Raw genomic sequence first — 24,344 nt, 5'->3', positions numbered from 1 at the left:
AAAGACATCCCGACAGCAAGGGAAAGGATTGGGTTGCGGCGGTGTAAATTGTAGCGGCTCAGTTGCGAAATCGCGTCGCGTTAGCCGTCACGCTTGGGCGTCGAGGTTTCCTCCGCCTCGTTTGATAAACGATTCGGGAAACGTCTGAACGCTTTGAGTGGTTTCCGTGTCGCTGTCACTCGTTTGCGAATCAAGCCACTCGAGCAGATCGTCAATGTCGCTCGATTCCAAGGTCGCCGAAGATTCTTCGGTGCCCTCTGACGCACCACCGGCCCGGGCGCCTCCGCGTGGAGGAGGGCCCCCGGCTCCTCGCGGGCCTCCGCCCTTCCCGCCACCGGGGCCACGTCCTTCGCTGGCCTCTTGACCACCTTGGTCGCCGCCGGATTGCGGTGTTCCCAGTTGACTTACAAAACCCTCACCGTCCAAACCGTGGTTGGTCAGGATTTCGCTGAGTGATTCTTTAACTTCCGTCGGGCTGAGCGTCGAAGCTGAGCTTTTCAACGACGTGATCGCATCGCTCAACTCCGATTTGATCGCCGTTTGTTCATCGCTGGAAACGCCTTGCTCGTCGAAATAGCTCGTCAACGATTGCTCGAGACGCTCGGCCGGATTGCCACCGGATGCCTGACCACGGCTGGTGGCCGAAGTGACGTACGTCTGGGCGGACGCCGACGTGGAGGAGATGGGATTCATTGAAATTCCTTTTCGTGATTTGGGTTTTGTGAAAGTCACAACGAGATCGAATGCGTCGGTTGCGAATCCACAAGGCCACATTTCGGTGACTATCGCTTCCTAGAGCCGCAACGCCCGTCTCGCTGTAGCGATTGATGCGATTTTGCATGGACACAGCGTGCCAAATTGGGGGTGTGGACACGTGTATGGTCAGTAGGCTCGCTAATATTTGCTTGGAAGTTTTCTGCGGCTAAAAGTCACACAAAAATTCGTTTTTCTGGCCTTCGTCGTCTGTGAAACACGCATGGAGAAGTAGCCCCTTGTCTCAACGGCGGATTTGAATTGCGTGGCGCATTCGCGTCAAAATCGTCCGTTGTCCCCGGCTAACCCAATAATCTCATCCAGGCAAACGTATGTCATCCGTTCCACTCGCAACCGGTGCCCCCGAGAATTCCATTTCGGATTTGATCACACGCATTCGCAGCGGTGGCCGTCAATCGCTCGGGGAATTACTTCAGATCTACCGCAATTACCTCAACGTGTTGGCGACGACGCAGTTGGACGCGAGATTGCGACGACGGATGAGCACATCGGATCTCGTCCAAGAAACGATGTTGGCCGCCCACCGTGACTTCGATCAATTTCGCGGACACAGCGAAGGCGAGCTACTCGCGTGGTTGCGACAAATCTTGAGTCATCATCTCAGCCACGCGATGGAGCGAAACGTATACGCGAAGAAGCGGGATATCCGCAGGGAAGTCTCACTGGATCGCGTCGCCAAACGGATCGACGACAGCATCGCGGGATTGTCAAACCTTATCCCTGATCCCATGGCAACGCCGAGCGAGATCGTTTCCCGTCGCGAGCTAGCCGCCGAACTGTCTGATCAACTCGCGAAACTGAAACCGAGCTATCACGATGTGATCGTGTATCGAAATCTGCAGGGATGTTCGTTTGACGAAATTGCGAAGAAGATGGACATCAAATCGGGTGCCGCTCGAATGCTCTGGCTGCGTGCGATCGCGAAGTTTAAAGAAGTCTGCGATATCAACGTATCGGGAGGCTCGCCATGATCACTCCCATCGACTCGGTGGCCTTCGGATCGCAGAACGATTGGTCCGATGACGAGCCACTCGCGATGCGAAATTTGACTGAGCAGCAGAAGAATCAACTCGCGGTTCTACTCGAAGAATACATGTCAGCGCTCGAATCCGGTCTGCCGCCCTCGGTGGATACGCTGACACGCTCGCAACCGGAACTTCGAGAGCCTCTGCGTGCGTGCGTGGACGGTCTGGAAAACTTGCATCAACTCGCCGTTGGGCATCCGATTCCAACCCGGCCCGAACTGACTCATTCCGATTCGCACCGGTTGGGCGATTTTGAACTACAGGAAGAGATCGGTCGGGGAGGGATGGGGGTTGTCTACCGTGCGACCCAAATCTCGCTACGCCGAACCGTCGCCATCAAATTACTGCCGTTGGCATCGATTCTAAATCAACAAAAACTCGCGCGTTTCCAACATGAAGCCGAAGCTGCGGCATGTTTGCAACATCCCCACATCGTTCCGATCTTTGCGGTCGGTTGCGAGCGGGGGACGCATTTCTATGCGATGCAGTACATCGCAGGGAATTCGCTCGATAAAGTGATCCAGCAGGGACGCACATCATCCCAGCGGTACGATTGGCAAACTGTGGTGTCGCAGGGGATTGCGGTTGCCGAAGGGCTCCATGCTGCTCACGAACTCGGCATTGTCCACCGGGACATCAAACCGTCCAACTTGATCGTCGACCGTGAAGGAAAGGTTTGGATTAGCGACTTCGGACTCGCACGGGTTCAGGGTGACGTTTCGCTAACCCAATCAGGCGACGTTATCGGCACCATGCGATACATGAGTCCCGAACAAACGCGTGGCGAGTCAGCCCTCGTTGATGGTCGAGCCGACGTCTATTCGCTTGGCGCGACGTTGTACGAAGTCATGTCGGGACGCCCAGTTCATGACGGCGTCGACGCGCCCGCGATTCTAAGGCAGATTGACGAGGACGCAGTCGTCTCGCTCCGTTCGATCTGTCGTGGCATTCCGCGAGACCTCGATACGGTGATCTCCAAAGCGATGTCGAAACGACGTGACGATCGCTATGAAACGGCCCAGGAATTCGCTGACGATTTGCGACGCGTTTTGGCCGGTGAACCGACGGTGGCGCGTCCGCCAACGCTGCTCGACCACTGCGTGCACTATGCCGTGCGATATCGCGGTGTCGTGGCCGCAGCGACCGCGATCGGTTTGCTGATGATTGCGGGATTTGCAATCGGAACCGTGTTGTTGGCTGCCGAAAAGAGCGTGTCGGACGCCAACGCGGCTCGTGCCATACAGAACGAGAGGATCGCGCGTGAAGCCATCGACGGCCTCGGAACCCAAATGGCGGAATTGCTCGCCGAAATACCGTCCGCGAGTTCCGTGCGACAGCGACTGCTGTTGCAAACTCTCGGCTATTATCAGCGGCTCGCGGCGGAGTCGGGACTACGGGGCACGCAGAACCGTGAACAAGAACTCGATCTCGCCATCACCTACGGCAAGATCGGTAGTTTCCAAGGAGAGCTTGGACAAAATGACGAGGCGCTCGAGTCCCTCAAGCGATCCGAGCAGTTGATGGCGGAGCTCGCCGCGAGCGATCCCGAGGATTTGCCACTGCAGTTGCAATGGACGGTAAGCCAGAACAATTTGGCCGAACGATACGCCAGCAGCGGTGACGTGCAGTCGGCGGCCGTGTGGTTTGGAAAGGCGATCGTCAATCAGACTCGTATAAGTTCCCTCGACGATGCGGGCTCAGACGAGCGATCACGGACCAAAAAACTCGCCACCAAGGAGCTGGCAACGACGCTCAACAATCTCGGCCAAATGCTTAGCGAAACTGCAAACATCGATGAAGCGGAAACGGTTTATCAAAGAGCGATCGCGTTATTGCAAGGTCGCACGTCGCATTCCGAGCTGCGGTCGACGATCCAGTCCAATCTCGCTGGTTTGTTGGTTAAGCGCGATCCCACGCAAGCGATCGAGTTAGCGAAACGTTCGCTCGATCGACAACTTCAACACCTCGAACAGGATCGGGGGGATGCCGAAGCGGCGACGCAAGTCGTGTTGACACTCAATACGCTCGCGATGGCGCAGGCGGAACAGTCTCGACATCGGGACGCGATCACCTCATTGCAACGTGCAATTGAAATCAGTGAACAGTTGCGTGTGCGTTGGCCAGAACAACCGTCGTATCGGCGTGATTTGGGAATTAGCCTCAATCATCTTGGGCTTTCGCTAGCCGCGATTGGTCAGGTCGGGCAAGCGCGGGACGCATTTGAAGCCGCTGGCGAACAGGCCGGGGCTTTGGTCGAGGTGTTCGCCGACGACGCGGAGGTGCATAGCATGATGGGCGGGATCCTGAACAACCTTGGCTTCTTAAACCAAAAACTCGGCGATGTCGCAGCAGCGATGGGATATTTCAATGAGGCGATTTCGCACCAACGGCTCGCCGTCGAATTGGCTCCTCAAGTGCCTCGGTATTTAACCTACTTGCATAAACACGAAACCAATTTGAAGCAATTAAGAGGCGAATCATGAGAGATACCAACGACCCTCGACAGTTGCGAATGGAGCGTCTTGAGACGCGTACGTTACTGGCCGCCGGAATCTTTGGATTCTCAGAGGTCGCCGACTTTGTCGGAAATGATGCATCGCAAACGCCCACTCCGCAAGGTTCTCGTTCCGTTGGCGCCGAAGAGTCGTCGACCCCCGGTAATCGAGGACGATTTGAACGCGGTGCCGACGTCGGACGGCGATCCGCGTCTGCGGACAGACAGCGAGATTTCTCGCAGCGGCAACGATTGCAACAGCAGGAGATCGCGGCCCCGGTCAACAGTCAACAATCGGTCAGCAACCAACAATCGGCCATCACTCAAAAACCGGTCGCCGCATCGATATCCGTAAGTGAGCCCGTCGGCGAACCGATTGCAGAGTCGCCACGCAACGTCAATTCGGCTCCAGTTACATCGCGGGTAGTGATAGCGCAGACGGTCGTGCCGGTGCCCAATGGGATAGTGGATGCGGCGATCGCATCGCTGACATCAGTTGACAGTAGTCAGGCGAATGAAGTCGAGTCCGAAGTGCTCGAAGCCGTTTCGACGATTGAACCGGAATCGGACACACGTGTGGTTGAAAATGAAACAGCGGAGACGACTGAGGCGGTGCAACTCATTGTCTCCGCCGACTCAATACCTGACGCGGCCGACGATGGGCTACTGCATTGGTTCCCACTTTGGGGACTGAACCTAGCGAAACCAAGCGACTCCAAAGTCGAAACACCCTGGCAATTAAGCCAAGACACGATACCACTTCTGCAACGAGTGATCGAAGCATCGCCGGAGGAACGCGGCGAAATTGTTGATAGCTTGATGGCAGATTGGTTCAGCGGCCCCGCCGGGCTGATTTCGTTGGATCGTGTCGTGTTGCCCACGCAGTATTTGAGCATCGACGATTTCGCAATCGACGTGCAACTCGAATCCGCGATCATGCTGCACCGCTCGCTCGGCATGGTGGCCACCGGAGTCGTGCCTCCACTATCCGGTCCTGTTTTAGACGCCATCATGGCTTCGCTAGAAGAAGCCGCGATGTCACAAAATCAACCGATCGCGGATACGACAATTTTGCAGCTTCCGTCTGCCGTTTACCCTGCGATCATTGCAGTCGCGACCGGAATCGCAATCGCCGCGCGGCGTCAATTCAAACATCCCGCCTCGGAGCCGGACTTCGAATCCAATAATCATGTGTGATCCGATCCGACGTGTGTCGTCGCGCGGCGGACCAACGGCCGCCGTCGCGTAGAAACCGTGACTCACGCTTTGACAAATTGATCAATCATCGTGATCAGTTTGTTGCTGTTGAGCGGTTTGGTGGTGTAGTCACTGCATCCGGCAGCCAAGCACGCATCTCGATCGCTCTTCATTGCATTAGCGGTCAATGCGATGATCGGTAGACCACAACCGCGTTTGCGAAGTTCACTGGTGGCTTCGTACCCGTCCATCACCGGCATCTGCATGTCCATGACGATTACGTCGACGTCCGGCTTGCTTTTATCAGCGATGTAGTCGAGTGCCTCTTTGCCATTGGTCGCGGTCGTGACAACGCCGCCAGCTTTTTCAATAAAATGTTGGGCGAGGTAACGGATGTCTCGCCGATCATCCACGACGAGCACACGGGCGGACAATTGTATCTCGTCGTCAGGTCGTTCCTCCGAGATATCGAGACCGAGATCAGGTTCGATCAATCGAACACCGGGGGTAACTTTGACCGCCAGTGTGAAAACGCTGCCGACGCCGAACTGGCTTTCAACCTTCACTTCACCGCCGAGTGCATGGGCGAGTCGTTGGCAGATCGCCAGCCCCAATCCCGTGCCGCCGAATGAACGCGTCGACGTATTGTCCGCTTGCACAAAGGGATCAAACAACGTTTCGAGATCTTCGGAGCGGATTCCGATGCCCGTATCAGAAACGTGAAAGAGCAATTCGTTTGTGGGTTCATTAAAGCGAACCGTCAGCTCGACGTGTCCCTCATCGGTGAACTTAATCGCGTTGCCGACCAAATTGACTAGGATTTGACGCACGCGGATGGCGTCAGTCGTAAAGGTTTCGGGGACCGGGCCACTAAATGCGATCTGCAGCGGCAGTTTTTTTTCGGCTGCTCGCACATCCATGAGCGACCGAACCTCCGCGACAATCGCTTCCGGTCGGATCGGGATGCGTTCGATCTCCAATTTCCCAGCGTCGATTTTGGAAAGATCGAGGATGTCGTTGATGATACCGAGCAGGAAATGTCCATTTCGACGAATCGTATCGACGACTTGCAAATTGTCCGGGTCCTTCAGGTGATCTCGCAAAATGTCCGCGTGCCCGATGATCGCCGCCATCGGCGTGCGGATCTCGTGCGACATGTTCGCCAGAAACTCGCCGCGCGAGCGATTTGCCGTTTCAGCGGCACGCTTGGCACGCTGCAGTGATTGCTCGAACAGTTTTCGGTCGGTGATATCCTGCATCGTCCCGATCACACGCGTCGGGAAGCCGGATGTCTGTCCCTCCTTAAACAGCACGCAACCGGAATTCACGATCCAGCGAATTTCACCGGACGGACGGATGATTCGGTGTTCGATTTTGAAATGCTCGGGAGCGTCTTTTCGCGATAACCGCTGAAACAAATCACGATAGCGGTCGCGATCGTCCTGGTGGATCTGGTCGAAGATCGCGCTGCGGGGTAAGGGCTTGTCCGGATCGACTCCGAAGATTTGAAAAATCTCGTCCGACCAAATCGTTTCGGCGCTGCGAGCGTCGAGGTCATAGGTGCCGAAACCCGTTGTCTTGGCGGCGAGCTTGAGACGATTCTCGTTCGAAAGAATGCTCTGCTCGGCTTCCTTTTGTTCGGTGATGTCGACGGCGGCGACCATTCCTGATACCGGGATTTTCTGCTCGCCGTTTTCCGAAAAGAAGATGCGTTTTCGTATGCTGACCCATCTTACGCTTCCGTCGTCATCGACCACGCGATGCTGCATCGCGAATTCGCCCATACCATCGGGACGCAGTGATTGCGCCACTCGTTGCTCGATTTCCTCTACGTCGTCCGGGTGAAAGCGACGGTGTAGCTCCTCCCGCGTGATTTCCACCTCATTGGGAACGCAAAATAACTCGGCCGCCTTCTGGTCCGCGATCGCCGTTCCGCTTTTATAATCGATTTCGACGATACCGAATTCCGCTACCGAAACCGCGAGCCTCAGTCGTTCTTCGCTCGTGCTGTGACGTTTCAAGGGGGAAGGGCCTGTGGGGGCTTTTGGGAAATGGTTGCGGGCAACTTTAACGAGGGTGAGGCGGGCATTTTGTGCAATTTTTCCGAGGCTTTCAATGGCGATGGCCGACGCCGCACAAACGCCATGGCGTGCTCTCTCGATCGCCGCGACGAGTGGTGTCCAATTTGACACCTTACTACGATCACTGGTAGATTCGTCGCGTCGGTATAGAGCACGTGGTACAGAGGTCATCCCCGAACACACTCATCCTTGGCGGCTGGACAGTGTTTGGCTGCGGTTCCGAAACTTCTCCACTTCATTTTGTTGTCGCACTCTCGCTTGCCTCAGTTCTCCCCTGAGGCACCAAACCAGCCGCCTATGGACTCCCACGCTGCCCACGACGAATTGGCTCCCGTACCTAAATCCGGGGGTGACCGGACTCCGATCGTTGGAATCGGTGCATCAGCGGGGGGACTCTCAGCGTTGGAGACGTTGTTCGAGCAGCTGCCCGCGAGCACGGGAGCCGCCTACGTCGTTGTGCAGCATCTTTCGCCGGCGCATCAAAGCCACATGAGCGAATTGCTTGGCCGGCGGACCAAGATGGAGACCATTCAGGTCACCGAGCCGCAAGTTCCTCAGCCCAATACGGTGTACCTGTTGCCTCCGGGGAAACACGTAGTACTACGTGAGGGGCGACTTGATTTGCAGAATCGTGAAGATGGCGGAGAGCTGAACCTTCCGATCGACAAATTTTTCCAATCCGTCGCGGCGGAGAACGAAGATCGGCAAGTCGCCGCAGTGGTTTTGTCGGGTACCGGAAGTGACGGCAGTGTAGGCATTGTCGACGTGAACCGGATCGGCGGCCTAGTGCTCTCGCAAGACGAAGACAGCGCGCAGTTCAACAGCATGCCCCTTAACGCGATCAAGACTGGCGCCGTTCATGTCGTCGCGACCGTTGCGGAGTTAGCCGAGTCGTTGGTCGCCTACCTCGGCGGCGCCGACGTTAAGAGCGTCATCGAACAATCTGCGCCTTCGATCGAACGCAATGATCTCGCCGCAGTCTATCGCCGATTAGAAAAATCGTGCGGAATTGATTTCGGGCAGTACAAACACGGGACGTTCACGCGGCGGCTTTCGAGAAGGATGATGTTATCCAAAGTCGATCAGCTCGAACGCTATATCGAGATGCTCGACACAGATGCGACGGAACTTTCGCGTCTGGCCGATGACCTGATGATTGGTGTAACGCGTTTTTTTCGTGACCCAGACGGTTACCATCGCCTCGCCAATCGATGTATCCGAACCGCGGTGGCGACAAAGTCCGAGGGCGATGAGTTTCGAGCCTGGATCGCCGGCTGTGCGACCGGTCAAGAAGCTTACAGCGTCGCGATGTTGATCCATCACGAACGGGAAAAATCAGGAATTGATTTCGCGGTCAAGATTTTTGCAACCGACGTCCATCCCGAGGCGATTCGATTTGGCCAACGCGGGCTCTATCCCGAAAGTTCGCTGCCCGAAATTCCCAATGAACTACGCGACAAGTATTTGATCGCACGCGCCGATGGATTTGAGATTTGCCCGGCGATCCGCAATTCGATCGTCTTCGCTCGACACGATGTGTTGCAGGATGCCCCGTTTACGAACCTGGACCTGATCACGTGCCGCAATCTGCTGATCTATTTGGTCGAAGACGCACAAACGCGCGTGCTGAACATGTTCGCCCACGCACTGCGTTCTCGCGGTCTGCTTTGGCTCGGCCCGAGCGAAACGCCCGGCGATCTGGAAGACGATTTTGCGGTTCTCGACAAGCAATGGCGGATCTTCCAGAAAGAACGCGAATCGCGTTTGCCGCTGGATCTGCGTCTGCGGAAACGACCTCTCACCAATGCGTCTCTATCCTTGCGACCGCGGTCTTTAAACGCACCGTCCGCGTCATTGGTCGCCTCCTATGACCGGTTATTGGAGCAATTCGCGCCGGCGGGGATCTTGATCGATGAAAACATGCGTCCGCTGCAGGTTTTTGGAGATGTGTCGCGATTCGTCGAGACACGAGCGGGCCGACTCACCGGCACGATCGACGACATGCTGCTCGAACCCTTGCGGTTGCCTGTGGCAGTAACCATTCAACGAATGCGATTTGAACAATCAATCGTCATGAGTGAAAGTGCGATCATCGATGGCAATCACGTCAAAGTTCAAGTCCGTGCGTTTCATCACGCGGCACAATCCGAGACGCATTACTTCATCACGTTTTTGAGTGCGACCTCCACGAGCCAGCCTCACGTCGAGCCCGGTTCGATTGTGCCGGTGTCCACGGCGGTGCCGGCGAACGACAGCGGCAGCGTCTCGCAATCTGGTAAGTCAATGGATGCATTCGCGGCCGAGCGAATTCGTATGTTAGAAATGGATTTGGACTTCACCCGCGAAAACTTGCAGGCGACGATCGAAGAGGTCGAAACGACTAACGAGGAACTGCAGTCGAGCAACGAAGAACTAACCAGTAGTAACGAGGAGCTGCAAAGCACCAACGAAGAACTGCACAGCGTCAACGAGGAACTGCACACCACCAATGCGGAAAGCAGCCGGCGTTTGCAGCTGTTGACCGAAATGACCCGCGATCTCGAGAACGTGATGAGCGAGATCAATGTGGGAATTGTTCTGGTTGATCCGGATCTGAACATCCGCCGCGTCACACCCGCCGCGGCAGACATCCTGCTGATCCGACGTAACGACGGGCAAGGCGAGCGATTACAAGACTATACCCGAGCTCTCGAAGGAATCGACCTAGTTGAAATCGTTCGCTCGGTCGAGGCTAAGAATCAAGCCGTTGAGTGTGAGACGAGTGATAGACGTGGCGATCCGATCTTATTGCGAGTTGCTCCGTACCGTGATCGCGGCGGAATCGTGATGACGATGACGAATCTGCACAGCGTCAAAGATACCGCGAATCGACTGCGAAAAGTCACGTCGATTGTGCAGGACAGTACCGACGCAATCATTGGCGTTGATTTGGATTCGCAAATCACCAGTTGGAATCGTGGGGCGGTCCGATTGTTCAACAAAGAGGTCGATCTATCGTCCCGTGTTGAATTGTGCGACGTGCTACCGACATCCGTTTGCGACGTCTGTGAAACCATGTTGCGAGAATTGGTCCGCAGAGGAGAGGTGGGGGCGGAGGAACTATCCGCGTTGATTGACAACAGACAGGTGATGTTGCAAATCCGCGTGACTCCTGTGCTCGACGAATACGAACGGGTGCACTCCGCCGCGATCACGCTTTATGACATCACGGCGATTCGTAAGGCAGAAGAGCAATTGCGTTTGCGTACCCGAGCGATTGATGCCGCCAGCAACGGGTTCTTGATCGTCGATGCACTAAAAGACGACATGCCCATCGTCTACGCCAACAAAGGTTTTGAAAACCTGACGGGATATCGTCTCGAAGACATTTCCGGTCGCAACTGTCGGTTTCTGCAAGGGGCGGGAACCGATCCGGAGGACGTTCAAAAGATCCGCGACGCGATCACAAATCGGGAGAGCTGCCGGGTCACGATTCTGAACTATCGCCGCGACAGCACTCCATTTTACAACGATTTGATTGTAACGCCGATCACCGACTCGGGCGGACGCGTCACCCATTTTGTTGGCATCCAGAGCGATGTGACCGAAGTCGTCGAAGCGAACCAATCGCTTCGCAAGAGTGAGATGGAATATCGCACGACGTTTGAAAATGCGGCGATCGGGATCGCCCACGTCGGACTCGGCGGTGAATGGCTGAGAGCGAACGAAAAACTTTGCAACATACTCGGCTATACGCTCGATGAACTAAAACAACGATCCTTTCAAGATATCACTCATCCCGATGATCTCGATAAAGATTTGGTTTTGTTCGCGCAAATGAAACGTGGCGAGATTAACGGATACACGCTTGAGAAACGTTACTTGCACCGTGACGGACATACCGTTTGGGCGAACCTGACAACTTCGCTGCGGCGTGACGTCGAAGGCAATACCGAGTGTTGTATTTCGCTGATTGAGGACATTTCCGAACGCAAAAATACCGAGCAAAAACTCGCTGCGTCACGTGCGATCATTACCGAAGTGATCGAACAGAGTCATGATCCGTTTATCAGTTTTGACGAAAACGGATCGATTCAGTTCGCAAACCAGGCTGCTCATCAGTTAGCCGGAATCGATAACCCACTACTCGGGCATCAGTATTCCGACGTTTTTTCCGATCATATGGATGCACCGCTGGTCTCGGCGCTGGCACGTGTTCACCGGTCACAGAAGGGTGAGACCAGCGAATACTACTCGCGCCGTCTGCAACGATGGTACGACGCCAGAGTGTTTCCCGTCGACGATGGAGCGGCGGTCTACATGACTGACGTTACTGGTCGCAAAGAAACCGAGTCCTATTTGGAAGCCGCTCGGGTGGCAGCCGAGGAAGCAAGTCTGGCGAAGAGCAACTTCCTGACAAACATGAGTCACGAGATTCGCTCCCCGATGTCAGCCATACTCGGGTTTGCTGATCTGTCACTCAGGGATCTCCGCGAGGGGCGAGACGTCGACCCGCGACACCTTGAAACGGTGATTCGCAACGGACGTTTTCTGCTAAGAATCATCAACGACATCCTCGACCTGTCCAAAGTGGAAGCAGGCAAACTGGATGTTCGTCGTTCGCGGTTCAAACTCGTTCCGATGCTCGCCGATATCTTTGAACTGATGCGACATCGCAGCGAGTCCACTGGCGTGCCTTTGTCGATTGAATTCGACGGCCCGGTTGCGGATCGTTTGCGAAGCGATCGATCGCGTGTGGAACAGATTTTGGTCAACCTGATCGGAAACGCACTGAAGTTCACTCCCAAAGGAAACGTGCGGGTCGTCGTCAACATGGACAGATCCGAAGGAGATGCGGTTTGTTTCCGAGTGATTGATACCGGGATTGGCATCTCTCGAGCGAACCTCGATCGTTTGTTTCAAACGTTCACACAGGTACATGATCGCAAGATCGTTGGAGTTGAGGGGACTGGTCTCGGGTTGGTGATCAGCAAACGTCTCGCAAACCTGCTGGGCGGTGACATTTCCGTTTCCAGCGTGGAAGGATTCGGAAGCGAATTTACATTGCGTCTTCCCGTCGAAGAGCCAGTGGAGATGATTGAGCCGACTGCGGCTGATCTCCAGCCACGACGTGCAAGTGGTGCGAAGTTGGAGAAAATCACTGCGCGGGTATTGGTTGCCGATGACGCGCGTGACATTCGGCTGCTAACCACACGTTTTCTATCGCGTGCCGGGGCGGAGGTGGTCCAAGTGGTTAACGGTGCCGAAGCTGTCAACGCGGTTCGTGAGGCCGATCAAGAAGGGCGACCATTTGCCTGCGTGTTAATGGACATGCAAATGCCCGAACTCGATGGCCGCGAAGCCACCCAGAAGATCCGCGATCTGGGTTTTACCATTCCAGTCATCGCTCTGACCGCAGGGGCAACGTCCGAAGAAATTAGTGAGGCCCTCGCGGCTGGATGCAGCGAATTTGTTGCCAAACCCGTGGACGCGGCCGATCTTGTCAGTCGCGTGGCAAGGTTGTGCGGGATCGGACCGTCTCAGCAAGTCTGACCGGCGCGAAAACCAGCCATCCGTTATTGATACGGCACCGCAATCTGCCGCTTTGCACACCTGTTCAGGCCCGTTGGCCTCGGCGTTTCACAGATCGCATGAACTGACCGCAGTGGTCACTCGCCTTAAAAAGTATCCTCATATTGCCAGGCGGTGAGTCTCCCGATTGAGCGCCCGATTGGTGGCGCAAAATCGGGTGGGTGCGAATCGGCGCTGATCAATGTGACACCGTGGCACGGATGTGTGACAAAACGCTCGCTAAAAGCGATCCAAAAGGCTGGTACAGCGTTTGCCATTATCTTTTCGAAAGTGCTCGGTGCGACTCATCTAACAGAGGTGGGCTTTGCTAAAAGCCCCGCAATATGGGGGCCTTTAACAAAATCCACGATCACCACCTCCATTGCCGCGTACTGCGTTGATGACATCAGCGGGCTGTTTTGACCTAATTCGCTAACAGGGAATCGAGAGTCCCTCGGCTTGCGATTTTAGTCGGGCTCCGAAATCAACGGAGCGTTACGCGATTCCGCTCAACGCGATGTCATCGATGGCATCGCTCGTACCGTCAGGAAGACGCGGTATACGACGGCTAGTAGCACTCAAGGAACTCGTCATGGCAGTCCTGCATTCTTCGGATCCGTTGCACGCGAGCAGCGAGATCGAGGCGATTCACGACAACCAAACCATCGCGCAGAAGCTCGATGAAATCGCGAACCTCTTGCACGAACAAAAGGCAAACGAATTTCGTGTCCGCGCGTATCACGCTGCCGCCAAGACGATTCGCAGCCTGCCGACTTCCGTCAGCGTGCTTCTCAAAAAGGATGGGCTTAAGGGGCTCATCGCCCTGCCAGCGATCGGGAAGTCGATCGCCAATTTGATCCAACAATTTGTCAACACCGGGCGCATTCCGATGGTCGATCGGTTGCGTGGCGAATCGCATGCGGAGCAACTATTCACGAGTCTTCCGGGTATCGGACCGGAGCTCTCTCATCGGATCCACAACCACCTTCATATCGAGACGCTGTCCGAGCTCGATGCGGCTGCGTGGGAAGGACGTCTTGAGCAAGTGCCCGGTATTGGGCGCAAACGGATCCAAGCGATTAAGAGCACGCTGGCTCAAAAGCTGTCGCACGAGGATACGCAGCCGGATGCGTCAAGTCGTGAAATGGATCGAACGGTATCGATCGAGGAGTTGCTCGACATTGACAAAGAGTACCGGACGAAGGCGACCGCAGAACAACTGCCCAAAATCGCACCCTCGAAATTCAATCCCAACAACCTCGCGTGGCTACCTATCCTGCACACCGAGCGAAAGGGCAGGCATTACACCGCCCTGTTCTCGAACTCGGCGCGAGCACATCAACTTAACATGACGCGAGATTGGGTGGTCATCTTTCGTGACGACGCCGATTCGCATGGCAGTTGGACGGTAATCACTTCGCAATACGGGCAATTGCAGGGGTGCCGCATTGTGCGTGGCCGCGAAGACGAATGTCGTAAACATTACAAGGGTGGGTGTGAGTTTCATCATCCCGTGGCGGGACAGTCACCGTATCCCGAACTTCCGCTGATGTGGGACGATGGACACGGACACGCTACGGCCACCTAGTGATTCGTCATACTTAGACTGAAGGTTGCTCCAGCCGGAGGGATCGCGTCTCGCTGCGACAAACGCTGCGAAACGACGAGAGTTGTCCGGTCGTACGCGAACTTCGAATGCCGACAATGCACTCGTGGTTGGTTCCTGTTTATCGTCAGCAGTTCGGCGTGGGCGGGCGCGACTACGAAATACCATCCCGCTCGTAAGGTCTCAACAGCACACGAAAGCACGTTTGTGGTTTGCATCGTCGCACCCGTGTGTTGTGGAGCATGCGTTTTATGTTTCCTTCCTCATTTAGAAGAACTTTCGGTTTGGCATTGAGAATGCATTCACTGAGTTCGCCCCCAAGGAGTCTATGATGAAATCGATCTTGCTCGCCACCGATGGTTCTTCTGTTGCCAATGACGCTGCGAGATTTCTAGCGCATTTGCCGCACGACGAAAAAATCGAATTGACCGTTGTCACAGCCCTGTACGTGCCCGGCACACAGAAGACTTACGTCGTCGGTGACTGGTACAAATCCTGTTTGGCTCGTGAACGCGAGAGAGCCGCTCACGCGTTTGCTAGCGTTGAGGAAATGTTTAGTGGTGCCAATGTCCAATTAAAACATATCGTCCGCGAGGGCCAACCTGCGGAGACGATCGTGGCAGTCGCCCGCGAGATCAAGCCTGAACTTGTGGTCGTTGGTGCGACGGGGCATTCCGGAATCGCCCGTGTGCTGTTGGGAAGTACGAGCGACTATGTGGCAACCCATGCGCCATGCAGTGTTCTGGTGATCCGTCCGACCGGCGCGGTCGAGGGAATTCATCCGCTGCGTGTTGTCATCGGATACGAGGGGTCAGGGCCCTCTCGCGCCGCACTCGAAGAGTTCGCCGAGTTTGATTGGGGACCAGAGTGCAACGTGCGTTTGGTTTCGGTCGTCTATCCCGCGAGGTTCTACGATGCGCCACCTCCAGAAGTTTCCAAGGAAGATGTGGTCCGGGCTGCCGAGGAACTCCACGAGGTCGCACCCAAGGCGAAGGGCTGTATGATCGAGAGTGATCACGTTGGTGAAGGGCTCGTCCGATTCGCCGAGTCTCATGAAGTCGATTTGATGGTTGTCGGCGAAACACCACGGACCCGATTGGGTCGAGTCCTGATGGGCAGCCTGACACGTTTTGTGCTTCGGCACGCACCATGCAGCGTTTGGATCACACGCAATCGCATGATCCACGGAGTGAACAAGAAGGAAATGCAGCAAAGCGGTGCATCCCTAGAATGAATTAAACTCGCGATGGATTGACTCCAGAACGAACGCTCATTATCCCCAAAATGAAAGTCGGACTGATGAAACGCTTCCAAAGTATTCTTGTCTATGCGGGCACCGCACATCGTGATTCGGCTGTGACGCGGGCTGCTCAATTGGCGCTCGAAAACAAAGCATCACTGACGCTAATAGACGTCGTCAAGCCGATGCCAACTGTGCTTGGGTTGATGACCGACGTGGCCAAGCCAGAGGAAATCGAAACCCTCGTTGCGGCCGATCGACGTCGACGGTTGATGGAAATCGCTAGCGAGATATCCGACATCGGTTTGCCGATTGATGTGGTCGTCGCGGTGGGTGATGCGGCAACCGAAATCACTCGCCAGGTGCTCGAAGCTGGACACGACCTTTTCGTCAAAAATGCTGACAGTTTCTCGCCCACCGGACGTCTGTTCGGCAGCGTGGGGACGTCGTTGCTGCGGATTTGTCCGTGTCCGGTGCTGTTGCTCAAGCCAGAGATTCATGGCGAATTCGATCAAGTGGTCGCAGCGATTGACGTGGAGGCCTGCGACGGCAAACACCTCGATCTCAACCGCAAAATCCTCGACTTCGCCTACTCGATTGCGCAGCAAGACAAGGCGACGCTGCATATCGTCGCCGCGTGGAGGTTGTGGATGGAAGATTCCATGCTGCACCATGCCGGCGCCGACAAGGTCGAATCCATGCGTCGCGAGCATGCGAGCCGGGTTCAAAAATCCCTCGACGAGCTACTGCAAGCTCCGTTCTCCAAAGCGGATGACGTCAAAGTGCATTTGAGGCAGGGCAGTCCCGCTGCGGTGGTCCGCGATGTTGCCGACGAAGTGGAAGCGGACCTACTTGTGATGGGAACGGTGTGTCGTACCGGCGTTGCAGGGCTGTTGATCGGGAATACCGCCGAAACCGTCGTCTCGGATATCAACTGCTCGCTGTTAGCTCTGAAGCCCGATGGATTTGTATCACCCGTGGCTTTGTCTGGATCCGTTTCATCCAAGGAGGACGAACCGCTGCCACTCATTTAACGCATGCCAAAAACGATCAAGAATCTCACTCAAATATTCCTGCACCAAGTCTCCGTATTGAACATATGTAATCACCAAACAAAACGTAATTGAGGGATTGGACAATTACCTACCGACTTCTCAGTTCTGAACAGCGAGGGACTTCGGAAGCGACACTTCCTAACTGCAAATCGATCAGCGGCGGTGGCGAAAACTCGTATTCCAAATCCACCACCAGCTGTCAATAACGAGCCAACTGCAAACTGAATTGTAGGCCTATCAAAACACATCAGCTACAACCGAAGTACCGCAACAACCAAAATCCCGCAGTCGAGTTCATTGCCTCACGTCGCCAACATGGGTTGCGTGTTCCTGTCCCTGGAGAATCGTCATGAAACGGATCGTCGTTTGCACAGTTGTCATCGCTGCGTTAGCACTCACGCTGCAGCTAAAGGCCGACCCGCCTGAAAACACCAGGACTCAGATCACGCCGTTGATGAGAATGAAGCTCGACAAATCAAAAGCGATCCTCGAGGGATTAACGGTTGAAGACTATGAAATGATCGCGAAGAACGCGCGGGGTTTGCGTTTGCTCAGCACGGAGGCGGGATGGAACGTGATACAGACTCAAGAATACGCATCGCAGAGTCGCGATTTCCAACGCAGTACTGACCTGATCGTCGAGGCCGCGGAAGACAAGGACATCCATCGGGCGGCGCTCGGTTACGTCGCGTTAACGGTTCGATGCGTTGAGTGTCACTCCTACATGCGGAAACACAGGATCGAACTAATGAATTTCAAAAGGGAGTGACGCCAGATGCCAACCTCGACCGGTAACCCCAACACCAAGGAATTGGTCGACTCGTTGAGTCAACCCGATGCGTATCGTTACCCGATAGATGGTGATATCGAGATTTGCACGACTCATATCTCCAACGTTTTTCTGGCCGGCGACTACGTCTTCAAGGTCAAGAAGCCGATCACGACCAATTTCCTTGACTACAGCACCCTCGAACTGCGCAAACACTACTGCGACGAAGAAGTGCGTTTAGGGAAGCGGTACGATGAAGACTTGTACCAAGGCGTCGTGGCGATCAGCCTCGATGACGGCAAGTTGCGAGTGGAAGGCGATGGTGAACCGGTCGAATTTGCGGTAAAGATGAAACGGTTCCCCAGCGATGCATTACTGAGTGAGCGGATCAAACACGGAGTTCTGACTTCCGATGAAGTTGTTCAGCTCGCTGGTTGGCTGGGCACGTTTCACCAAAACGCGGCGATCTGCGATCCGGAATTTGCCAAAGGTTGGACCGGTTTTCTCAAATCAAACTCGCTTCATATCCTCGAACAGTTGGAAGCGTTTTTATGTGATGAAACCATCGGAACGCTGCAAGTCTTGCGAAATTGGTCGGATGAGTATCTTTGCGAACATCGTGATCGCTTCGAACGGCGTGTTGAGGGTAACTTCATTCGCGAATGTCATGGCGATCTGCACTTGCAAAATGTTGTGCATTGGGGTGACCGTCTCATCCCCTTTGACGGCATCGAATCCAGCGAGCGACTGCGATGGATCGACGTGCTCAGTGATGCCGCGTTTCTAAGCATGGATCTCGCCGCGCGTGGGCACCTCGACCTATCCCGCAGTTTCATCAACGCCTACGTGCAACGCACCGGCGATTACGAATCGCTGGAACTCCTGAGATGGTTTCTGTTTTACCGTGCAATCGTCCGCGCGATGGTGCCGGCGATGAGGGCGAGCCAATTGGACGTTGCCGAGGAGGAACGCGTTGAAGCGTTGGCGGATGCCCACCGTCACGTCGACTTGGCGTATCGATTCACGCTACGAGAGGAGCCGAGCCTGTGGATCACTCACGGCGTCAGCGGCAGTGGCAAGACCACACTTAGCGAAACGGTGATCCAGCGTCACGAATGTTTCCGTGTTGTCAGTGACGTTGAACGCAAGCGGATGCAAGGTATTCGACCGACCGAACGGGTCGTCGACGAGATGAAAACGCGTCTGTACAGCGACGCTCATACGGAGGCCACGTACCAACGACTGGCAACACTCTCGCGTGGAATATTGCGTGCCGGCTATAGCGTGATCGTGGACGCGACATTTTTGAAACAGAAACAACGTGAGTTGTTCGTGGGTCTCGCCGAAGCCGAAGGGGTAGCGTTCCGTATATTGGAATGTCGGTCGGATCGGCAAACCTTACATCAACGCGTCGCAGACCGGATCGCAAAAGACACCAGCGCTTCGGATGCCGACGTCAAGGTTCTCGAAGCACAGTTGGCCCAACAGGAACCGCTAACTGATTCTGAGCGGCGTTTTGCTATCGAGATTCCCAGCCTCGTCAGCACGGTGGAGCGACTTTGAGAACCCCCTAATCTCTTTCCTTTTCTTTAGGACCATTCCGATGTATTCCCATTTGCATACCGATTTTGGCGGATTGACGCTTGCTTCGCCGGTCGTGGTCGGCGCTTGCCCGATGACAATGAATGAACAAACGCGAATTGCGATGCAAAACGCGGGGGCGGGAGCAATTGTCTTGCCTTCACTCTTTGAGGAGCAAGTGATCCAGTGGAGCGTTAAGATCGGGCGATCGCTTACCAGGAAAGAACGGGGAATTCTTAACTCGGCTGAGATGACACGTCATCAGTGGTCGTGTCCAGATGCGGAGTCGTATCTTGCGTTGGTGAATCGGGTCAGTTCCATGTTGTCCATCCCGGTCATCGCCAGCCTAAACGGTTTTACCGCGGGCGGTTGGATGGACTTTGCGGGGGAACTCCAGGAAGCGGGCGCTGCGGCGATCGAGCTAAACGTCTACCACAGTCGAGCAAGAGAATACATATCGTCGTCTGAGATTGAAACGACGATTTTAGACGCTGTGCGTGATGTCAACGCAGCCATTACCATCCCACTGTACGTCAAACTCGGACGCAATTTTACCAGTATCCCGCACCTCGCCCGGCAATTACTGTCCGGTGCCCAAGGGCTCGTCTTGCATGGTCGTGCCCCGACCCTGGATATCTGCCTCGACACCTTGAAGCTCGCGTCTCGTTGGAAGCTCACCGCGTCGGAAAATGACATCGACGCTCTCGATATGTTGATGCAGGTCCACAGTTTTTGTCCGGCAATGCCGCTCGCTGCGAGCGGAGGAATTGGTCATGCCGATCATCTGATCAAAGCATTGCTTGCCGGGGCCGATATTGGCATGGTGACGTCGGTGCTCTATCGCGAAGGACCGGACGTGATTCGTTCACTGCTCGATGGCTTGACTGTGTTTATGGACCGGCACCAAATGACAACCCTTCGTGACTTGCAAACTCAGCGTCCCCTCGAGTTCACCAACGATGAAGAAAGGTCAGCCTACATCGCGGCGCTGACCGCGCGGTTGAATCCAACTGATACCGACGCCAGCGTTCCCGTCATGCACTCGGATCGCTGGGGCCATCCGACCAACTGAACCGGTCGTCAGCAATCACGCGGTCGATTGGCTGTTCGGCGCGAAGCACGATTTCAACGTTCAAGCAGCGCTAACGCCGGACGGCAAATCATGCACTACTTACGAGTTTTTGTGCTATCTGGACAGCCGCACTCGTCACGTCGCTCGGTCTCTCCAAAACGTGGGTATAATTACTGTAGGATTTCAAAAGTAGCGGAACGGCGTGAGCCGTCCGGTGACTCGGGACCGGACGGCTTGCGCCGTTCCGCTAAAAAAGGCGCTAAAACAATCAATGTCCCCCGAGACTGAGAATTGCGGGCGTTACCCGCTTCCGGAGCCTCGGCGTGGCTCCGCTTTGCGAAAGTCGAAAACTCCAATACGTCTGACAGAAAATGGCGCTGTCCAGCTAAATGAGATGGCGAAGCATCAACGCACGAAGACGACGACGCTATGCGCTGCCGTTTGATAAAACGGATCATACAGGACCTCAGCGGCGTCTTCGTCGCAAATATCATCGGGACTGGAACGTGCCGTATCGATGACACGGCACCACGTTCCTGGGCTACCCTCTTGGATGCCGAATCGAACGCGTTCGTCCGCATTGTTGAGAAGCACGTAAAGATCATTATCGTTCTCCGTTGCCCCGTGAAGGCAATACGCGAGTTGCTGAGACTCAAGACTAAGGTCGACCCAGTGGTCGGTTCCATACCACTTGATGTCTTCTCGCCAGAAACGCGATCGGCTGATCGACGGGTGCGTTTTGCGAAACGCGATGATCATTTTTACGAACCGAAAAATATCCTGATGTGTCTCTGCATTGGACCAATCCAGCCAGCTGGTTTCGTTGTCCTGGTTATACGCGTTACTGTTTCCGAACTGTGTATTCAGAAATTCGTCCCCCATGCGAAACATTGGTGTGCCTGCTGAGAGCAGCAAGATGCAGAAGAAGTTTTTGACGCGTTGCTTGCGTTCGGAAACCACTTCGTCAGGTGCGTTGGGGAATCCTTCGAAACCGCAATTGCAGTTGTAGTCGACCGGTCCGTCAGTGTTGTCGTGTCCGTTGGCCCAGTTTTTTTTAAGCGAATATGAGACGAGGTCCGCCATGGTCAATCCATCGTGAGAGGATACATAGTTGACGCTCTGGAATGGCCGATAGGCGTACATCCGTTCGTCAGGGAACAGATCACAACTGCCATAGATTCTCGTCATCAATTCGCCGATCATTCCTTGATCCCCCCGAACATACCTTTGGACGCACTCGCGGAAACGTGCGTTCCATTGCATCCATTGCAAACCTGGGAAATTGCGACCGAGCTGGTAGGTTCCCGACGCGTCCCATGGTTCGGCGATCAACCGTAGGTGTGCCAGATCATCCTCCGCACCGATTTGTCCGATGATTGGTGGATCGACCGAGTTGATTGAGCCATCCGAGTTGCGTGTGAAGATGGACGCTAGGTCGAAACGAAATCCATCAACGTGCATGTCTTCGGCCCAGTGGCGCATGCTGTCGACGATCATCCAACGCACGGTGCGATTGGCGGTGTGTAGAGTGTTGCCGGTTCCGCTGAAATTGGCGTAGGGAACAGTCGTATCTCCGGACGCGACGTAGTAGGTGCTATTGTCGATCCCCTTGAAACTGTAGGTAGGCCCGGTGTGATCGCTCTCGCAGGTGTGGTTGTAGACCACGTCCAACAACACTTCGATTCCCGCGGAGTGCAATTGCTTGACCATGGTGCGAAATTCATCGCGTTGTCGGCATCCGAGTGGATCGGTTGCGTATCGGTGATTCGGGGCAAAGAGGGCCAGCGGCATGTAGCCCCAATAGTTTCCTTCATCGGGGTCGAACTGAAAGACGGGCATCAATTCAACCGCGGTGATGCCGAGTTCTTTCAGGTAAGGAATTTTATCGCAAACGCCTAGGAACGATCCGCGTCGTTGTGGATCGACCGCTGAGCTTTGATGCTGAGTAAAGCCGCGGATGTGGATTTCGTAGATGACTAGATCGGAATCATGACACGGTCGCGGCTCGTCGCCCCAGTCGAAAGTACATCCAATCGCGGGCAGCACACCGAGCGGCGCGAAACCCATGTTCGATCCGGGGCAACGGGCTGCCTCCCGATTGAAGCCGCGTGGAAAGTGAACTGCGCGTGCGTATGGATCCAGAAGGAGCTTTTCATGGTCAAAGGCATGAAATTCGAACGTTTCGCCCGGACGCGGCCCATCGATCTGGTATCCGTAGTACTTCGCCGAACGCAATGAATCAGCGCTTAATCGGCAATGCCATACGGATCCAGACTTGTGATGCAGGTAATCGTGCTCGAAAACCAAAATGGGGGCGGTCACGTTGTCGTCGCGGAAAAGCAGCAACGTCACGCGTTCGGCGTGTTTCGAGTAGATTGCAAAATTGTACGCGTCATCAGACGCCACGTACGTCACACCGAGCGGGTAGGGCGAGCCTTCGCGAGAGGCCCACCCGCCGTCTCTGCTTTCATGCATGAGAATGACTGAACGCAGGTGGGTCACTCGCCGGGAAGCTCTCTTCACTCGCCTCGTCGATCATCTCTTCGTCATGGTCGTGAAGCGCAATTTCGCTTCGCCATCGTGCCGCCAATGCCGCCGCTTCGCGGGTACGTTCGAGTAGGTCTTGGTACCGCACGGGCGGATCTGATTGCCGAAAGGCTTTCGACTCGTCCGAAAATTGTGAAGTGCGGTTTGCTTTGCTACCGAAGTACCCAGCGACCTGATTTAGGTGATCACACAGTTCGTCCCACTGCGATTGAACAAACACGTCTTTCATCGTTGGTCTCCTCGATCTATTTGATTAAGCGATGGTAACCGTTTTGTCGAGGTAAACGTCCTGAATGCGATTCAACAATTCGACTCCGTCCTTCATCGGCCGTTGAAACGCTTTCCGGCCGGAGATTAGTCCTGTTCCACCGGCACGCTTGTTGATAACAGCCGTCTTCACCGCCTCGGCTAAATCGGACGCACCAGACGACGCGCCACCGGAATTGATCAATCCCGCGCGACCCATGTAGCAGCTCGCGACCTGGTAGCGGCACAGATCGATTGGGTGATCCGAGGTCAATTGGTCATAGACTAACGGCGACGTCTTACCGAATTTGATTGCGGTATAGCCGCCGTTGTTGGTAGCCAGTTTTTGTTTGATGATGTCGGCCTGCAAAGTCACACCGAGATGGTTGGCTTGGCCAGTCAAGTCGGCCGACGTGTGATAGTCCTTGTCTTTCTTGAATTCCGAGTTGCGCAGGTAACACCACAAAACCGTCGCCATACCGAGTTCATGGGCCTTTTCGAATGCTTCCGCGACTTCAACAAGTTGGCGACGTGACTCAGCCGACCCGAAATAGATTGTCGCACCGACCGCAGCGGCACCCATATCGTAGGCCCGTTGGACTCCTCCGAACATGACCTGATCGTAGGAGTTCGGATAGCTGAGCAATTCGTTGTGGTTGATCTTCACCAAAAACGGAATTCGGTGTGCGTATTTCCGCGCGACCGCGCCCAGCACACCGAACGTCGAGGCAACCGCGTTACAGCCTCCTTCGATTGCCAACCGTATGATGTTTTCCGGATCAAAATAGTCGGGGTTGGGCGCGAACGAAGCCCCCGCGGAGTGCTCGATCCCTTGGTCAACCGGAAGGATCGAGACGTAACCAGTACCGGCTAAGCGACCGTTCCCGAACAGGCGGGCTAAATTATTGATCACGCGTTGATTGCGGTCGCTGCCGCAGACAACACGTTCGATGAAATCGGGTCCTGGGAGACAGAAACGATCGCTATCCATCGTGGTGGAGGTGTGCTCTAGCAAGTACGCGGCATCGTTTCCCAATAGTGTTTCAATCGAGGTAGTCATCGCACACTTCTCCGCATTTTTGGTACTGAAAAAAAGTTCGCTCTTAG

General features: G+C 55.0%; 16 protein-coding genes. 11 read left to right on the top strand and 5 right to left on the bottom strand.

Features of this window, described 5'->3' with window-relative positions; translation table 11 throughout:
• Positions 1-87: 87 nt before the first annotated feature.
• Complete coding sequence (locus NB063_RS04425) at positions 88-693, bottom strand: hypothetical protein (protein WP_250927536.1); 606 nt, start codon at positions 691-693, stop codon at positions 88-90.
• 392 nt (positions 694-1,085) lie between these two features.
• Between NB063_RS04425 and NB063_RS04420 the strand changes: the two genes are divergently transcribed.
• From NB063_RS04420 to NB063_RS04410, 3 genes are read left to right on the top strand one after another with little or no spacing between them, the layout of a single operon-like run.
• Positions 1,086-1,745 (top strand): sigma-70 family RNA polymerase sigma factor, encoded by a 660-nt coding sequence (locus NB063_RS04420; protein ID WP_250927535.1) that lies wholly within the window; start codon positions 1,086-1,088, stop codon positions 1,743-1,745.
• Positions 1,742-4,282 carry a serine/threonine-protein kinase gene (locus tag NB063_RS04415; RefSeq protein WP_250927534.1) on the top strand — a complete coding sequence of 847 codons (2,541 nt, stop codon included), beginning with the start codon at positions 1,742-1,744 and terminating at the stop codon, positions 4,280-4,282. Before NB063_RS04420 ends, NB063_RS04415 begins: the two co-directional genes overlap by 4 nt.
• Positions 4,279-5,490, top strand: coding sequence for a hypothetical protein (locus NB063_RS04410; protein WP_250927533.1), 1,212 nt, complete (start codon positions 4,279-4,281; stop codon positions 5,488-5,490). The genes NB063_RS04415 and NB063_RS04410 overlap by 4 nt, the downstream gene beginning before the upstream one ends.
• A 62-nt stretch (positions 5,491-5,552) precedes the next feature.
• On the opposite strand, the gene NB063_RS04405 is transcribed toward NB063_RS04410, so the two are convergent.
• A complete protein-coding gene (locus tag NB063_RS04405; protein ID WP_250927532.1) occupies positions 5,553-7,511 on the bottom strand; it encodes an ATP-binding protein in 1,959 nt (652 codons plus the stop codon).
• Between the two features lie 357 nt (positions 7,512-7,868).
• On the opposite strand from NB063_RS04405, the gene NB063_RS04400 reads away from it, so the two are divergent.
• The 8 genes from NB063_RS04400 (at position 7,869) to NB063_RS04365 (ending at position 20,444) form a co-directional block, all read left to right on the top strand.
• Positions 7,869-13,103 (top strand): PAS domain S-box protein, encoded by a 5,235-nt coding sequence (locus NB063_RS04400; RefSeq protein ID WP_250927531.1) that lies wholly within the window; start codon positions 7,869-7,871, stop codon positions 13,101-13,103.
• 153 nt (positions 13,104-13,256) lie between these two features.
• Positions 13,257-13,544, top strand: coding sequence for a hypothetical protein (locus NB063_RS04395; RefSeq protein WP_250927530.1), 288 nt, complete (start codon positions 13,257-13,259; stop codon positions 13,542-13,544).
• Between the two features lie 169 nt (positions 13,545-13,713).
• The gene (locus NB063_RS04390) at positions 13,714-14,709 is read left to right on the top strand and encodes a helix-hairpin-helix domain-containing protein (protein WP_250927529.1); all 996 of its coding nucleotides are present in this window, start codon (positions 13,714-13,716) and stop codon (positions 14,707-14,709) included.
• Between the two features lie 349 nt (positions 14,710-15,058).
• Positions 15,059-15,961, top strand: coding sequence for a universal stress protein (locus tag NB063_RS04385; protein WP_250927528.1), 903 nt, complete (start codon positions 15,059-15,061; stop codon positions 15,959-15,961).
• A 65-nt stretch (positions 15,962-16,026) separates the two neighbouring features.
• Complete coding sequence (locus NB063_RS04380; RefSeq protein ID WP_250927527.1) at positions 16,027-17,001, top strand: universal stress protein; 975 nt, start codon at positions 16,027-16,029, stop codon at positions 16,999-17,001.
• A gap of 370 nt (positions 17,002-17,371) precedes the next feature.
• Positions 17,372-17,791 (top strand): hypothetical protein, encoded by a 420-nt coding sequence (locus NB063_RS04375; RefSeq protein WP_250927526.1) that lies wholly within the window; start codon positions 17,372-17,374, stop codon positions 17,789-17,791.
• 6 nt (positions 17,792-17,797) lie between these two features.
• On the top strand, positions 17,798-19,354 hold the full coding sequence (locus NB063_RS04370; RefSeq protein WP_250927525.1) for a bifunctional aminoglycoside phosphotransferase/ATP-binding protein: 1,557 nt from the start codon (positions 17,798-17,800) through the stop codon (positions 19,352-19,354).
• A gap of 40 nt (positions 19,355-19,394) precedes the next feature.
• Positions 19,395-20,444, top strand: coding sequence for a dihydroorotate dehydrogenase-like protein (locus NB063_RS04365; protein WP_250927524.1), 1,050 nt, complete (start codon positions 19,395-19,397; stop codon positions 20,442-20,444).
• Between the two features lie 405 nt (positions 20,445-20,849).
• Here NB063_RS04365 and NB063_RS04360 read toward each other — a convergent pair whose 3' ends face one another.
• Genes NB063_RS04360 through NB063_RS04350 form a run of 3 tightly spaced genes read right to left on the bottom strand, consistent with a single transcriptional unit; the run spans position 20,850 to position 24,297 of the window.
• Positions 20,850-22,919, bottom strand: coding sequence for a glycogen debranching protein (locus NB063_RS04360; RefSeq protein ID WP_250927523.1), 2,070 nt, complete (start codon positions 22,917-22,919; stop codon positions 20,850-20,852).
• Positions 22,912-23,220 (bottom strand): hypothetical protein, encoded by a 309-nt coding sequence (locus tag NB063_RS04355; protein WP_250927522.1) that lies wholly within the window; start codon positions 23,218-23,220, stop codon positions 22,912-22,914. Before NB063_RS04355 ends, NB063_RS04360 begins: the two co-directional genes overlap by 8 nt.
• 24 nt (positions 23,221-23,244) lie before the next feature.
• Entirely contained in the window at positions 23,245-24,297 is a 1,053-nt protein-coding gene (locus NB063_RS04350) for a class I fructose-bisphosphate aldolase (RefSeq protein WP_250927521.1), read from the bottom strand.
• Positions 24,298-24,344: the final 47 nt, after the last annotated feature.

Source organism: Aporhodopirellula aestuarii, assembly GCF_023701485.1.
Taxonomy (GTDB): domain Bacteria; phylum Planctomycetota; class Planctomycetia; order Pirellulales; family Pirellulaceae; genus Rhodopirellula; species Rhodopirellula aestuarii.
Note: the sequence above shows the minus strand (reverse complement) of the source record. Positions and strands in the feature narration are given on the sequence as shown.

Coding starts and splice junctions, on each gene's coding strand:
- NB063_RS04355 (WP_250927522.1), bottom strand. CDS start 23,220: ATGAAAGACGTGTTTGTTCAATCGCAGTGGGACGAACTGTGTGATCAC.
- NB063_RS04420 (WP_250927535.1), top strand. CDS start 1,086: ATGTCATCCGTTCCACTCGCAACCGGTGCCCCCGAGAATTCCATTTCG.
- NB063_RS04415 (WP_250927534.1), top strand. CDS start 1,742: ATGATCACTCCCATCGACTCGGTGGCCTTCGGATCGCAGAACGATTGG.
- NB063_RS04385 (WP_250927528.1), top strand. CDS start 15,059: ATGAAATCGATCTTGCTCGCCACCGATGGTTCTTCTGTTGCCAATGAC.
- NB063_RS04370 (WP_250927525.1), top strand. CDS start 17,798: ATGCCAACCTCGACCGGTAACCCCAACACCAAGGAATTGGTCGACTCG.
- NB063_RS04425 (WP_250927536.1), bottom strand. CDS start 693: ATGAATCCCATCTCCTCCACGTCGGCGTCCGCCCAGACGTACGTCACT.
- NB063_RS04380 (WP_250927527.1), top strand. CDS start 16,027: ATGAAACGCTTCCAAAGTATTCTTGTCTATGCGGGCACCGCACATCGT.
- NB063_RS04410 (WP_250927533.1), top strand. CDS start 4,279: ATGAGAGATACCAACGACCCTCGACAGTTGCGAATGGAGCGTCTTGAG.
- NB063_RS04360 (WP_250927523.1), bottom strand. CDS start 22,919: ATGCATGAAAGCAGAGACGGCGGGTGGGCCTCTCGCGAAGGCTCGCCC.
- NB063_RS04390 (WP_250927529.1), top strand. CDS start 13,714: ATGGCAGTCCTGCATTCTTCGGATCCGTTGCACGCGAGCAGCGAGATC.
- NB063_RS04400 (WP_250927531.1), top strand. CDS start 7,869: ATGGACTCCCACGCTGCCCACGACGAATTGGCTCCCGTACCTAAATCC.
- NB063_RS04365 (WP_250927524.1), top strand. CDS start 19,395: ATGTATTCCCATTTGCATACCGATTTTGGCGGATTGACGCTTGCTTCG.
- NB063_RS04375 (WP_250927526.1), top strand. CDS start 17,372: ATGAAACGGATCGTCGTTTGCACAGTTGTCATCGCTGCGTTAGCACTC.
- NB063_RS04350 (WP_250927521.1), bottom strand. CDS start 24,297: ATGACTACCTCGATTGAAACACTATTGGGAAACGATGCCGCGTACTTG.